The organism is Catenulispora sp. MAP12-49 (assembly GCF_041262705.1).
In the GTDB taxonomy this organism is placed as follows: domain Bacteria; phylum Actinomycetota; class Actinomycetes; order Streptomycetales; family Catenulisporaceae; genus Catenulispora.
This window is the reverse complement of the sequence record NZ_JBGCCP010000075.1, coordinates 1-14,345: the sequence shown is the minus strand read 5'-3', so window position 1 is coordinate 14,345 and position 14,345 is coordinate 1. Positions and strand designations below refer to the sequence as shown.

General features: G+C 72.3%; 9 protein-coding genes. 2 read left to right on the top strand and 7 right to left on the bottom strand.

Annotated features, from left to right (window positions below; genetic code table 11):
• Positions 1–385: 385 nt before the first annotated feature.
• From ABIA35_RS49050 to ABIA35_RS49035, 4 genes are all read right to left on the bottom strand, one after another.
• The gene (locus ABIA35_RS49050) at positions 386–3,157 is read right to left on the bottom strand and encodes an FtsX-like permease family protein (RefSeq protein ID WP_370362602.1); all 2,772 of its coding nucleotides are present in this window, start codon (positions 3,155–3,157) and stop codon (positions 386–388) included.
• Complete coding sequence (locus ABIA35_RS49045) at positions 3,154–3,888, bottom strand: ABC transporter ATP-binding protein (protein ID WP_370347617.1); 735 nt, start codon at positions 3,886–3,888, stop codon at positions 3,154–3,156. The genes ABIA35_RS49050 and ABIA35_RS49045 overlap by 4 nt, the downstream gene beginning before the upstream one ends.
• Complete coding sequence (locus tag ABIA35_RS49040) at positions 3,885–4,496, bottom strand: PadR family transcriptional regulator (RefSeq protein ID WP_370347619.1); 612 nt, start codon at positions 4,494–4,496, stop codon at positions 3,885–3,887. Before ABIA35_RS49040 ends, ABIA35_RS49045 begins: the two co-directional genes overlap by 4 nt.
• Positions 4,497–4,664: 168 nt before the next feature.
• Positions 4,665–6,233, bottom strand: coding sequence for a GGDEF domain-containing protein (locus ABIA35_RS49035; protein ID WP_370362601.1), 1,569 nt, complete (start codon positions 6,231–6,233; stop codon positions 4,665–4,667).
• Between the two features lie 126 nt (positions 6,234–6,359).
• On the opposite strand from ABIA35_RS49035, the gene ABIA35_RS49030 reads away from it, so the two are divergent.
• Positions 6,360–9,431, top strand: coding sequence for a SpoIIE family protein phosphatase (locus tag ABIA35_RS49030; protein WP_370362600.1), 3,072 nt, complete (start codon positions 6,360–6,362; stop codon positions 9,429–9,431).
• 16 nt (positions 9,432–9,447) lie between these two features.
• On the opposite strand, the gene ABIA35_RS49025 is transcribed toward ABIA35_RS49030, so the two are convergent.
• Genes ABIA35_RS49025 through ABIA35_RS49015 form a run of 3 tightly spaced genes read right to left on the bottom strand, consistent with a single transcriptional unit; the run spans position 9,448 to position 11,491 of the window.
• Positions 9,448–9,738, bottom strand: a complete 291-nt coding sequence (locus ABIA35_RS49025; RefSeq protein WP_370362599.1) for a ribosomal protein L7/L12 — start codon at positions 9,736–9,738, stop codon at positions 9,448–9,450.
• A gap of 41 nt (positions 9,739–9,779) precedes the next feature.
• Positions 9,780–10,409, bottom strand: coding sequence for an MBL fold metallo-hydrolase (locus ABIA35_RS49020; RefSeq protein WP_370362598.1), 630 nt, complete (start codon positions 10,407–10,409; stop codon positions 9,780–9,782).
• Positions 10,406–11,491, bottom strand: a complete 1,086-nt coding sequence (locus ABIA35_RS49015; protein WP_370347630.1) for an S-(hydroxymethyl)mycothiol dehydrogenase — start codon at positions 11,489–11,491, stop codon at positions 10,406–10,408. Before ABIA35_RS49015 ends, ABIA35_RS49020 begins: the two co-directional genes overlap by 4 nt.
• Before the next feature lie 130 nt (positions 11,492–11,621).
• On the opposite strand from ABIA35_RS49015, the gene ABIA35_RS49010 reads away from it, so the two are divergent.
• Positions 11,622–13,862: a hypothetical protein gene (locus ABIA35_RS49010; protein ID WP_370362597.1), complete on the top strand. Its 2,241-nt coding sequence runs from the start codon at positions 11,622–11,624 to the stop codon at positions 13,860–13,862.
• The last annotated feature ends 483 nt before the right edge of the window (positions 13,863–14,345 follow it).

The following is a 14,345-nucleotide window of genomic DNA, read 5'->3' as shown; positions in this document are numbered from 1 at the left end:
CTTGACTGTCGCAGTAGAGCCGCCCACCTACCCACACCACCACCGCCCCACGAAACCAGCACCACCCCCGACCCGCGCCACCAACGGATCCCGCAAACACTGCGCGAAGCCGTCAAGAAACGCCTGTGCCTGTCAACCCACGAACAAACCGCAACCAGCCACACCCACCACACACAAGTCAGGGCGCCCTTTTACGGCTTCGCGCATCCCCATCCCAGCTAAGCGAGCCATTCGCCGACAGAACCTTCCGCGACACCGCCGACACCGCCGATACCGCGAGGCAGTGCGGCGAATAGCGAAGCCCCCGGTCAGCTGAGTTGCCAGGGGCTTCGCCTCGCCGCCGGTACGGGGCGGCTGCTCTCGGACGCGGCGTCGGCCGCCGCCCCTACCCCCGCCGCCGGCGCATCTCGATCCGCGACCGCGTGAACCCGGCCGCCCCGAGTGCGGCCAGCACCGGCAGTGCCACGACCACGGCGCCGAGGTACAGCCACGGGGGCGCGAACTGCGTCTGCTGGGCGTTCAGCAGGTTGGTGGGGTTCGCCGCGATCTGCTGGGCGCCGGCCTCGATGATGCCGATCGCCGGCAGCAGGCCGAAGGCCACGCCCAGTACCGCGCCGAGGCCGGCCGTGACTGCGGCCTGGGAGCCGGCCAGTAGGCGGCGTACTCGGGGGCGTGCGCCGATCGCGGCGAGGGTTTCCAGGTCGGCTTGGGCGTCGGTGATGGCCAGGCCCGTGGCCACCGCCGCGGCGCCCAGCATCACCGCGCCGGCCACTGCCGCCAGGGCGAGCAGGCCCACCCAGGTCTGGCTCTGGTAGCCGCGCTCGACGTAGAAGCGTTGCTGGATTCCCGCCGCCCCGACCAGGTTGTCGGCGTGCTGCTCCTCCTGGGACGTCGGCATGCGGGTGGTGTCGAACAGCAGGTCCATCGGGGTGTAGTTCACGCCGAACTTGCTCAGCGTGCCCGGCGACACCACGGCCTCCACGTCCCAGCGCGGGCTGTTCACGAAGGCCGCGGGCAGTGTCGTGTTCGTGGTGGGGCCGGTGCATCCCTGCTGCTGCTCGTCGCAGCTTGCTTCGACGCCGATCTCGACCGTCGGCTTGGGCCCGTCGGCGGCCAGGTTGTACTTGTCGAAGACGACCGCGCCGCCGGCCGCCAGGGTGGCCTCGGCGGCGGGATCCGTCCGGCCCAGCAGGACCCGCAGCAGCTCGGGGCCGCCCGCGACCACCCGCGTGGCGCCCGTTTCGAACTGCTCGGCTCCGCCGTGCGCGTCGCAGCGCGGGTCCTTCGCCATGGCCGCGCCGTTCAGATTGGCCGGGCACATGTTCTGCGGTGTCCGGACCACGCTCGGCGTCGCGGGCTGCGTCTGGCCGTCCCCGAAGCCGACGCCCTGCAACACCGCGCCCTGCTTGGTCGGCAGTACCGCGGAGACCTGCGTGAGCAGCCGGTTGGCCGAGTCCGTCGAGACGCGGGAGGCGCCGTAGTCGAACGACGCCACCGCCTGCCCCGTGCGCAGCTGGCTGGTGTAGTAGCGCCGCTGCTGTGCGTCGTCGGAGTTGATGACCATGGCCACCGTCGTGGCCCCGGCCACCGCGGCCATGATCGCGGCCACCGCCGGGGCGGTGCGGCCCCGGTTGCGGGCGCCGTCGCGCAGCGCCAGCCGGCCGGTCAGCGGCAGGCCCCGGGCCAGCTTGCCCGACCACGCCACCAGGACCGGCGTGCAGGCCACCAGACCGAGCTCGGCCAGGAAGACGCCGCTCACGACCACGACCGCGTTGCCGCCGTGCCAGGCGCCGAACAGGATCAGGCCGGTCCCGACGATCACGCCGCCCAGCCCGATCAGCGGCAGCTTCCACGGCGTCGCCGACTGTCCGCGCCGCCCGGTCAGCGCGACCATGACGTCCTGCCGCGAGGTCGCGATCGCCGGGGCCACCGCGGCCGCCAGGCCGGTGAGGACGCCGACCGCCGCCGCGGCCAGCAGTTCCAGCGGCTTGAGCCGGAACCCGCCCAGCGCCTGCTGCGAGTAGTGCCCGAACCACGGCAGGACCGCCGCCGCGCCCGCGATGCCGGCCACCGCGCCGATCACACCGCCGGCGGCCCCGAGCACCACGCCGTCGGCCAGCACGATCCGGCGCAGCCGCCGGCTGTCCGCGCCGGCCGCGCCGAGCAGGCCGAAGTCTCGCCGTCGGCGGCGGGCGCTCACGGCGAACGCCGGACCGGCCAGCAGCACCACCTCCAGCAGCACGATGGACAGCGCGATCGCCGCCACGGCCAGCGTCGAGGCGCGGCTGCTGGTGCCCAGCCCGCCGTTGCCGTAGGCCGTGTAGTACGGGACCTGCGACCGGGGCGGCGGATCGGCCAGCAGCAGCTTGGATTCCACGAGGAAGCCCTGAGCGTTCAGACGCTTCGTCAGATCCCAGCCGACGCCGCCGGGCACCGTGATGGGGAACGCCGTCTGGCCGGAGGACTGCTGCGCGGCCAGGACCCCCGGCTGGGCGAAGACGATGTCGTCGTAGGGATTCTGCTTGCTGTCGTAGATCCCGGTCACGCGCATGGTCTTCGGCTGCGGCATCGTGCCGGCGTTGTCCTCGGAGGGACGGATGGGGAGGGTGTCGCCGACCCCCTTGTGCAGCTTCCCGGACAGCGAACTGCTCAGCGCGATCTCGTCGGCGGAGGCCGGCGCGGCGCCGGCGACCCGGTCGACGGTGCCGGCCAGCTTCGGATCGGCGAGGTCGGCGTCATTGAGCTGCCCCCACGCCCGGCCCTGGTCGTTGACGATCTGCACCTGCCCCCCGTACAGCGACTCCCGCTGGCCGACCTGCGACCCGGCGGGCAGCAGCGCGGCCAGACCGGCCACGCTCGCCGGCCCCGTGCGCAGCGGCGGCGGGGTGTTCCCGGACGCGTCCTCCACCGGTGCGGAGTTGTTCCCATCAGGGCTCTGGTACGTCGCGATGCCGACGTCGGTGACGAGCGCGTCGTAGCTGCCCATCTGCCAGACGGCCTTCTGCTCGGCCGTGATCTGCGAGCTGCGCCACAGTGTGTCGGCCGCCGAGGCACCGGCGACCGGCAGCGCGAGCATCGCCACCACCAGCGCCGAGCGCTTCTTGTTCCGCCACGCCTCCCGGCGCGCCACCCGCAGCGCGAGTCCCCAGCTGCTCATGCCTGCGCCTCGCCACCGACCAGCAGGTCCTCGGCGCGCTGCGAGGGCGCGGACTCGTCGACGATCAGCCCGTCGCGGATGAAGACGATGCGGTCGGCCCAGGCGGCATGCCGGGCCTCATGCGTGACCAGCACCCCGGCGGCGCCCTCGTCGCAGCGCTTGCGCAGCAGACGCAGCACCGCCTCACCGGTCTCGGTGTCCAACGCGCCGGTCGGCTCGTCGGTGAGGATCAGCCGGCGCTCCCCGATCAGGGCCCTGGCGATCGCCACCCGCTGCTGCTGACCGCCGGACATCTCATCCGGGAACCGGTCGGCCTCGGCGAGCAGTCCCACTTCCTCCAGCGCCGCGATGGCCTCCTGCCGTGCCTTGCGGGCCGAGACCCCGTCCAGTTCCCGAGGCAGGGCAACGTTTTCGGCCGCGGTCAACGCCGGAATCAGGTTGTAGTCCTGGAACACGTAGCCGACCGAGCGCCGCCGGATCGCAGCGAGCTGCGCCTTCGACTGGCTGGCCAGCGAGGTCTCCTCGACCAGCACATCGCCGCCGGAGGGCGAGTCCAGGCCCCCGGCCAGCGACAGCAGCGTGGACTTGCCCGAGCCCGACGGGCCCATCACCGCCACCAGCTCCCCGGCCCGCACGGCCAGGTCCACGCCCCGCAGCGCGTGCACCTGCGCCGCACCCTTGCCGTGGGTCCGCGTGACCCCGCGCAATTCGAGAATCGTCTTGCCCGTCATATGGATTTCCCCTCCTTGGTGGCAACGGCCGGCGCGCTGTCCTCGCGCCCGGCCCCGGTGCCGGTCCGATCCGCGGGCCCGACGGCCCGGCCCTCCCGCGCGTGCCGCAGCACCCGCGCCTCCACGTGGTCCAGCCACCGGATCTCGGCCTCGCACTGGAAGATCATCGATTCCAGCACCAGCGCGGCAGCCAGTTCCCCGGCGTCCAACCGCGCCTTGACCCGCGTGTAGTCCTGCAACGCCCCCAGCGCGTGCTTGCGCTGCGCGTGCACGATCGCGCCCACATCGACCCCGGCCACCGTGACCGCCAGCGCCAGCTTCACCGCCAGCTCGTCGCGCGGCCGCTCGGCCCGCGTCACCGGCCGCGCGAACCAGGCGAACAGCTCCTCCCGGCCGGCGTCGGTGATGCGGTAGAAGACATGGTTCGCGGCGTCCTGCCCGGCGGGCTCGACCAGGCCGTCGCGCTCCAGCCGGTTCAGGGTCGTGTACACCTGCCCGATGTTGAGCGGCCACGTGGCCCCGGTGCGCTCCTCGAACTCGGCACGGAGCTGGTAGCCGTAGCGGTCGCCATCAGCGAGGACGGCCAGCAGGGAGTGTTTGACGGACATGGCATCACGTCCGTACATACTCGGTATGGTTGCGGGTCACGGCTATATAGATACCCGGTATGCATGGGGAGGGCAAGTGGGGTGATGAGGGTAGGCGGATCAGGATTCCGACTCGACCCGCGCCAGTCTCCTGCTCGATCCGCGCCACTCTCCGCGGCGCGCGCCGCGCTAATCGCGCGATCCCTGCCGCCCCTTGGCCTTCAGCATCAGCAGATCCGCCTCCCGGAACGCCTCCGCCAACCCCTGCCCCGCCAACGCCGTCAGCCCCATCGTCAGCGACACCGGGGTCCCGGGCGCCAGATCGGCCCAGTCGTGCGCGGCCACCGCCGTGGTCAGCCGGGCCACCACCTCGGCCGACTCGGCCAGCACCGTGCCCGGCAGCACGATCACGAACTCGTCGCCGCCGTAGCGCGCCAGGAAGTCCCCGGCGCGCAGCGTGCGCGACAGCACCGCCGCCACCTGCTGCAACACCTCGTCGCCGACCAGATGGCCGTGGACCGTGTTCACCTCTTTGAACCCGTCCAGGTCGGCGACACCCAGCACCCCGGACCCGCCGCGGGTGGTCAGCTCCGAGACGTACCGCTCCAGGTGCCGCCGGTTCGGCAGGCTGGTCAGCGGATCGGTCTGCGCCTCGTCGGCGTACCGGCTGACGTTGCGGCGCAGCTCGTCGAAGTCCAGGCGGGCCGTGATGCCGTCGACGAACAGGTCGTAGACCTGGTCGCTGGCGCGCGCCAGCAGGTAGGTCACCTCCCGGTCGGCGGCGTGGGCCGCCGCGTGGTCGCCGCAGGCTATGTACGCCAGGGCCTTCAGGCGCGGCACCTCCGCACGGCCCAGGCGGGTCTGCGCCGTCCGGGCGTCGCCGAGCAGTTCCAGCGCCTGCCGCGGCCGGCCCTCCACGATGTGCAGTGCGGCATCGCCCAGCCGGGACAGCTCGATGCTCTCCGGGAACTCGTGGTGGCGCAGGCGCAGCAACCGTCGCGGGTCTCCTTCGTAGCTCCCGCCGAGGACCGCGTACCGGGCCATCGCGTATCCCAGGTAGGGAACCTCGATCGCGATCAGGTCCGAGGCGTTCAGCCGGTCGACCAGGTCGCCCAGGACCGCTTTGGCGGCACCGGTCTCGCCGCGCTGGTCCAGGAAGACCGCCTGGCGGACGCGGATCTCCGGGTGCGCCGTGAGCCGGCGGTCCTCGTCGGTGCCGAAGCGGGCGATGTCCTCGGCGTGCCGCTGGGCCGCGACGGCGTGCCGGTGGAAGCCGACCAGCGAATAGGTGACCGCCATCGAGATCCAGGGCCGGACCGCGCGCCGGTCGGCGGTCGTGGCCTCCAGGGCCTGCGCGCCGCGCACCAGATCGGTGATGCACCGCTCCAAGGAGCCCCGGCGGTAGGAGAAGAACGCCGCGACGGCGTGGAACTCCCCGACGTCGGCCGGCCGGGCCCCGTGTTCCTGGATGAGCGCCCAGGCCGCGTCGATGATCGGCGGGCAGTCCCGCAGCCGGTCCATGTTCAGCAGCGCCGACAGCTTGGCCAGCAGGACGCCCAGCACGTCCTGCGGAGCGGTGAGCCCGGCGAGCAGCCGGTCGGCCGTCTCCACGGCCTCGATCTGCCGGTTGGCCCAATTCAGCCGGGCCACGGTCAGCCGGGGCTCGTCCTCCTCGGCCGAAAGGTCGTCCGCGGAGGTGCCGTGCGTGTCCGGCCCGACGGATGCCAGGCCGTCCGGGGGCAGGTCGTCAGGCCTCATCGCCCCCGCCCCCCGAGGATGATCAGGACCTGCACCTTCCCATCATCAAATAGGGTCGGTCGCCGCGCACGGCCTGAACCCCGGTCCGACTCGCCTTTCGGCCGCCATCTGAGGGACCCTTGAGGGGTGAACGCCCGGAGCGTGGAGCCGAACCAGCCGCCCCGGCGCCATCCTGTCGTGGGCGTCGCCACAGCCCTGCTGGAGGCCGACGGCCGCATCGTCCACTGGAGCGCCGCCGCCGAGGAGATGCTCGGCTACTCGGCCGCGGACGCCGAGGGGCGCTTCGCCCTGGACCTGCTGGCATCGCCGGAGTACCGGGCCGACATCCTGACGATCTACGAAGGCATCCTGCGGGGCGATGAGTGGACCGGCGTCTTCCCGGTCCGCCACAAGAACGGCAGTATCGCGGAACTGGAGATCCACACCTACCGCGTCGACGCCGGCAGCCCGCCGCCGATGGTGCTGGCCACCGCCGTGGACGTGCGCGCGGTGCGTGCCGTCGAGGCCGACCTGGCCGTGCTCGACAGCTTCTTCAGCCAGTCCCCGGTCGGCATGGCCGTCTACGACACGCGCATGCGTTTCGTCCAGCTCAATGCCGCCCTGGCGGCCACGCACGGCATCTCCGTCGCCGAACACCTGGGCCGCCGGGTCCGCGACGTGCTGCCCGGCGAGGAGGGCGCCCGGATCGAGGCGCAGATCCGGCAGGTGCTGGCCACCGGCGTGCCGATCGCCGACTCCCGCTGGGCCGGCCCGGCCGACGGCGACGCCGAGCACGGCCAGGACGTGCACGACCACACCTGGTCGGCCTGGTACTCCCGGCTCCAGGACGCCTCCGGGCGCGTGTTCGGCGTCAGCTCGACCGTCATCGACGTCACGGAGCGTCACGCGGCCGAGGAGCAGGCCGCCCGGGCCCGCCGGCGCCTGGCCCTGCTGGCCGAGGCCAGCGCGGCCATCGGCGCCACGCTGGACGTCCGGCAGGCGGCCCGGGAACTGGTCAAGGCCATGGTCCCGGAGATCGCCGACGTGTGCGGCGTCCACGTCCTGGAACAGCAGTCCCGGCACGTGCCCGCGGCGGTGCGGCCCGACCCGGAGGCCTTCGTGGTCCGCCGGGTGGCCTTCGACGCCGACGACGACGAATTCCCCTACGACGACGTGCCGATCGGGCAGCTGACCCGGCTGGAGCCGGACTCCCCGTACTCCGAGGCTCTGCGGCAGCGCCAGACCGTCGTGGTCGCCCCGTCGCAGATGCCCTCGATCATCGCGAACCCGTCCGGCCGGATGAGCACCTTCTACGCCCGCCAGGCGCAGACCGTGCGCGTGGCCCCGCTGGTGGCGCGCGGCGCCGTGCTGGGCTTCGTGGTCTACGCCCGCAGAGCCGAACGCGAGCCCTTCGACGACCAGGACATCACCCTGGGCGAGGAGCTGATCGCCCGGGCCGCCACCGCGTTCGACAACGCCCTGCTCTTCCAGAGCGAGCGCGAGACGGCCCTGGCCCGGCAGGAGACGCTGCGCCAGGCCAACGCCGCGCAGGGCCGCCTGGCGCTGCTCAACGACGCCAGCGTGCGCATCGGGACCACGCTGGACCTGCAGCGCACCGCCGAGGAGCTCATCGAGGTGGTGCTGCCCCGCTTCGCCGACTTCGCGACCGTGGACCTGCTCGGCTCGGTGATGCGCGGCGACGAGCCGGGCCTGCCGCCGCCGGGCGAGCCGGTGGTCGTCCAGGCCGTCGCCGTCGCCGAGTCCTTCCCCTCGGGACTGACAGAGGTCGCCGACGCCGTCGGGAAGACCTCCACTCGCGACGCCTCCAAGGGCTACGCGCGCAGCCTGCGCACCGGACGCCCCATGGTGATCCCCATCGTCGACGAGGAGTCGCTGGCCGCGCTGGCCTCCTCCCCGGAGCGCGTGGCCGGGGGGCTGGCCGCCGGCATCCACTCCTACCTGATGGTGCCGCTGCTGGCCCGCGGCGTCGTCCTGGGCGGCGCGGAGTTCATCCGCATGCAGGACCGCGAACCCTTCGGCCGTGCCGACGTGGCGCTGGCCGAGGAACTGGCGGCGCGCGCGGCGCTGTGCATGGACAACGCGCGCCTGTATCGCAGGGAACGAAGAACCGCTCTTACCCTGCAGCGCAGCCTGCTGCCGCAGAACGTGCACCACACGATCGGCATGGAGATCGCCCACCGCTACCTGCCCAGCAGCCGGGTCAGCGAGGTCGGCGGCGACTGGTTCGACGTGGTCCCGCTGTCCTGCGGCCGGGTGGCGCTGCTGGTCGGCGACGTGATGGGCCACGGAATCCGGGCCGCGGCCACGATGGGGCAGCTGCGCACGGTGGCCCGGACCCTGGCGACCCTGGACATGGAGCCCGAACAGGTGCTGACCCGCCTGGACGCCACCGCCGCCAGCAGCGGCGAGGACCAGTTCGCGACCTGCGTGTGCGCGGTCTACGACCCGGTGGAGCGCTCCGGCGCGATCGCCTCGGCCGGGCACCTCCCGCCGGTCATCGTGGCCCCCGACGGCACCACCACGGTGCTCGACGTCCCGCCGGGCCCGCCGCTGGGCGTCGGCGGCGTCCCGTTCCAGAGCGTGGAGTTCGTGCTGCCCGAGCACAGCGTGATGGCGCTGTACACCGACGGCCTGGTCGAGCGCCGCGGCCGCGACCTCGACGAGGGAATCAGCCTCCTGCGCCAGGCCCTGGCCGAGCGGGGCCGGCCGCTGGAGGAGGCCTGCGACGCGGTGCTGGCCGCCCTGGTTCCCGGCGGGGCCGAGGACGACGTCGCGCTGATCATGGCCAAGACCGTCTCCCTGGCCGGCGAGCGCGTCGCCACCCTGGCCCTTTCCGGCGACCGCCGCATGGCCGGCCAGGCCCGCACCTTCGCCCGCGCCAAGCTCCGCGAGTGGGGCCTGGCAGGCCTCATCGACCTGGCCGAACTCCTGGTCAGCGAACTGGTGACGAACGCCCTCACGCACACCGGCCGGCCCCGCCAGCTGCGGCTGTTCTGCGATCGCACGCTCACCGTCGAGGTCGCCGACGCCGACCCCCGTGCCCCGACGGTGCGCGGGTTCACGGAGTACGAGGAGAGCGGACGCGGGATACAGCTGGTCGACGAGCTCGCGCACCGGTGGGGGAGCAGGATCACCCGGCACGGGAAGGTGGTGTGGTTCGAGCTGGAGCTGCCGAGCGGGCCGCCGGGGGAGAAGTGAGGGAGGTTGAAACCCCCTACCGCCAGCCGCCGTTGGCCCGCATGTTCCGCTCCATGGCCTCCACCGCGTCCTTGGCCTCCTTCAGGCCCTGGCCGGTGACCTCGCGGTAGGCCTTGATCGCCTGGATCTTCTTGCCCGCTTGAATCAAGGCTCTGATGTGGGCCTCGGCGTTCGGCGCGGCGGGAACGGCGGGCGCGGGCCCGCCGTCGCCGCCGCCGTCCAAACCGAGGTGCGCCAGCAGGCGGTCGAGCTTCTCCTCGACCGCCGCGAGCCGCATCTCCACGGTGATCTGGTCCCCGGAATCCATGCCCAGACGCTAGCGCCTGCCGGCCGGTCGCGGGTAGCCCGTCAGAACCCCCGCTCGCGCTCCGCCCCGATCGTCGTGTCCGAACCGTGCCCGGTGTGCACGACCGTCTCGTCGGGCAGCGCGAACAACTTGGCCTGGATCGAGCCCTCAAGAATCGCCCGGTCGCTGTACGAACGCCCCGTGGCCCCGGGCCCGCCCTGGAACAGCGTGTCGCCGGTGAACACGCACCCGAGCTCGGGCGCGTACAAGCACACCGCGCCCGGCGCGTGTCCGGGCGTGTGCAGCACCCGCAACGCGATGTCGCCGATCGTCAGCTGCTGCCCGTCCGCCAGATCGGCGTCCCACAGGGTGGCCTCCGGGTCGTCGGGGCCGCCGTGCGTGAGCTCCCACAGCGGGCGGTCGTCCGGGTGCAGCAGGATCGGGGCGCCGGTGCGCTCGCGCAATTCCGGGGCGACGCGGACGTGGTCGTCGTGGGCATGCGTGCACACGATGCCCAAGACCCGCCGTCCGTCGACCACCTTGAGGATCCCCTCCACCGAGTGCGGGGCGTCGATGACCACGCATTCGGTGTCGTCGCCCACCACCCAGACGTTGTTGTCGACCTCGAAGGTCTGCCCGTCCAGCGAGAACGTGCCGGAGGTGACGCCGTGATCGACGCGCGCCGCCGTCACAGGATCACCACCGAGCGCAGGACCTCGCCGCGGTGCATGCGGTCGAAGGCCGCCTCGACATCGCCCAGGCCGATCTCCTCGCTGACGAAGGCGTCGAGGTCGAGCTTGCCGCGCAGGTACAGGTCGACCAGCATCGGGAAGTCGCGGCTGGGCAGGCAGTCGCCGTACCAGCTGGACTTCAGCGCGCCGCCGCGGCCGAACACGTCGATCAGCGGCAGGTCCGGCAGCTTCATCTGCGGCGTCGGCACACCCACCAGCACCACGGTGCCGGCCAGGTCGCGGGCGTAGAACGCCTGCTTCCAGGTCTCCGGGCGGCCGACCGCCTCGATCACCACGTCCGCGCCGAACCCGCCGGTCAGCTCCTGGATCGCGGCGACCGGGTCGGTGCTCGAGGAGTCGACGGTGTGCGTGGCGCCGAGCCGGGTGGCGGCTTCGAGCTTCTTGGCGTCGATGTCCACTGCGATGATCGGATCGGCGCCGGCCAGCGCCGATCCCGCGACGGCGGCCACGCCGACCCCGCCGCAGCCGATCACCGCCACGGACTTGCCGCGCGTGACGCCTCCGGTGTTGACCGCAGCGCCGATACCGGCCATCACCCCGCAGCCGAGCAGCCCGACCGCCGCCGGGCGCGCGCTGGGGTCCACCTTTGTGCACTGGCCGGCCGCCACCAGCGTCTTCTCGGCGAACGCGCCGATGCCCAGGGCCGGAGTCAGCTCCGTGCCGTCCTCGAGCGTCATCTTCTGCTTGGCGTTGTGCGTGGCGAAGCAGTACCAGGGCTCGCCGCGGCGGCAGGCACGGCACTGCCCGCACACCGCGCGCCAGTTCAGGACCACGAAGTCGCCGGGCTCCACCTCGGTCACGCCGGGCCCGACGGCCTCGACGACGCCGGAGGCCTCGTGCCCGAGCAGGAAGGGGAACTCGTCGTTGATCCCGCCCTCCCGGTAGTGCAGGTCGGTGTGGCACACCCCGCAGGTCTGGACCCGCACCACGGCCTCGCCGGGACCGGGGTCCGGGACGTTGATCGTCACGATCTCGACCGGCGCGCCCTCGGCACGTGCGATTACTGCCTTCACCTGTTGCATTGCACTCCTTCGTGGAACCCCGGTTGTGGAAACCGGTCGAGATGGCGGTGATGGATAGCGATGATATGGACACGTTGACGGCGCGTGAACCGCGCCACACCGTGTCGCCGCCCTCTGGCATCATCCGCTCATGACGTTCGACCTCCCCGCTCTCGCCGGCCTCGACGATGTCGCCTGGGACTCGCTGGAACACGCCTACGGCCCGGCCGACGACGTCCCCGACCTGCTGCGCGCCCTGGCCGCCGGCGACGCCGAGCAGGCCGAGGAAGCGGTGTACGAGCTGTACAGCAACATCTGGCACCAGGGCTCGGTCTACCCGGCGACGATCCCGGCCGTCCCGTTCCTGGTCGCGATCGCCGCCTCTGGAGCGTCGGGCACGCAGACACCGCAGGTGCTGCGCCTGCTCGGGGACATCGCGGCCAGTACGGACCCGCGCGAGGTCGAGGACCCCGCCGCCGTGCGCTCGGCGGTCGCCGCGCACACCGAGGCGATCGCCGGGTTGCTGGACGACCGGGAGGCCCAGGTACGCGCCGGAGCGCAGTTCGTGCTTGTGCACGCTGGAGAGCGGCAGCATGCCAGAGAACTGATTCTTGAGCACTGGCACGCCGATGCCGAGGCGCTGCACGCGATGATGCGCCTGGATGCCGCGAAGGCCGCGGACTTGGCCGACGAGGTGTCCTCGGACGATCCGTTGCTGCGCGTCAGCTGCGCGCTGGCGTGGATACGCGCCGGACGGCAGGTGGACGAGCGGGTGCGTGAGGCTGCGCTGACGCCGATCCCCGAGGATGCGGAGCTTTGGTTCTGGAGCGACGAGGGGGAGTTGTTCGATCAGGTCATCCGTGCGTTGGCCGAGCGGCAGGGAGCAGCAGTTGCGGTCGAGGTGCTGACGGAGGCTTTGGGCCGGCTCCCCGAGTCGCCCGCCGAGTCAGAGGATGATGCGCCTGCTGAATCTGCTGAATCTGCCGAACCTGCTGAACAAGCCGACCGCTACCTGTCCGCCGCGCGGTGGCTGATCGTCTCCTACCGCAGCGCACCGGCCCTGCTGGCCGAGGCCCTCGCACGCCTGCTGGACCGCCCGGAGCTGGCCCACCGCGTCATCAGCCTGCTCGAACTGATCGGCCCGGACGTGCTCGCCCCCGCAGCCCGCGACCGCCTCGTCACCCTGGCCGGCACCGAAGACGACCCGACGCTGGCCGACGAAGCCCTCGCGTGCCTGGCGCGCTGGAACGATCCGGCCGTCCCCGCCCTGCTCGGCCAGGCAATCATCGAACACAACCGGCCGCGGACCCTCGACGCCACCTCCGTCTCCGGCGTCGCAATACCCTTCGACCCCGACCTTCTCGCCGCGATTCGCCACCGCCTGGCCCGGATATGCGACGCCGAGGACGAACCGCCGGCTGAGCCCGACAACCCCTTCGCCGCCGTCCGGGACCGCAGTGAACCCCGCCGCCTCGCCGCGATCCTCACCGCGTGGGGCGACGACGCGGCCCCCGCCGTCCCCGAACTGATCCGCCTGCTCGCCCTCCAGCCCGCCGTCGCAGCACCGGTTCTGGCCGTGATCCACCCGATGTCCCTGGAAGCCATGGCGATGCTGCGGCGGGTCGCCGCCACTGCCGAGGAAGGCGACGCGGTCCGTACCCGCCTCGTGGCGGCCGAGGCTGTACGAGCCCTGACACAGGACTCCGCCCCGCTGCTGGCCGCCGTCCGTTTCGGCCTCACCACCGCGACCAAGAACCCTGATGACCGTGCCGACGTCGCCGAAGCCGCGACCCGGTTCCCGGACCACGCAGACCTCCTCGTCCCGCTGCTGCGCCAGGCACTGCAGGCCATTCCGGTCCCGACCCCGAGCCTGCCGGCACACCAGGCACGCATGAAACTCGGCCGCACACTCTGGCAGCTGACCGGCGACCCCGGCGACGCGATCGACGTCCTGCGCGGCACCCTCGCCCTGTCCGGCGAACTGTTCACCGCCTGGACCGTCGCCACCGCCGCCGACCTCGCCGCCGAACTCGGCCCCGCCGCCCGCGAACTGGTCCCCGCCCTCGAAGTGGCCCTGACCGAACCGGTCTCCTGCCCGGCGGCAGCCCAAGCACTGCTCGCCATCGATCCGGACGGCCCCTGGCCCGGCGCGCGCCGCACAGAACTCGCCGACCAACTCCTCGCCATCCTCGCCGGCGCCAATTCGCCGATAGCGCGCAACCGTGCCTTCGACGCCCTTGCCGCCCTGGCTCCGCTCCCCACGAGCGCAGCCGAGACGCTGCGCGCCTTGGCCGATCAGGACGAACGCTTCCCGATCGGCGTCCACGACATCGCGCATCTGCGCGACGACGACGAGATTCGCTCGCGCATACGGGCCCTGCTTCACGAGTGAGCGCACCCAGCAGCTTCGTGCCCTGCGATGATTTTTGGCGCCCCTGACTCATGTGTGGGTCGGGGTGGGGTGGCGTGGGGGGTGTTGGTGCGGTTGGGCGGTGGATTTTAGAGGCTTTTACGGCTTCGCGCAGGGTTTGCGGGATCCGCTGGTGGCGCGGTTGTGGGCGGTGGTCGTGGCTGCGACGGCGGCTGATGGTCTGGGTAGGTGGTGGGGTCTAGAGCCACAGTCAAGGTCAAGAGCGACAGTCAACTGCGACAGTCAAGAGCTTGAAGAGCGCCTCCGGCGGCGCCTGCGCGGCGAGCGGCCTCGCTCCGGGGAGTGGGGGCCGCGTAGTCTGCCGGCGGACGCTGCTTGTGGTCGCCTTTGTCCCGGATTCCCCGTCGCTTCAGCGCCCGGAGGGAACCATCCCGGCCTGGGCGGTGTCAAGCCGGATCACACGCTGCTGTGGTTGCGCCTCGTCCGGCTGGACACCGCCCAGTC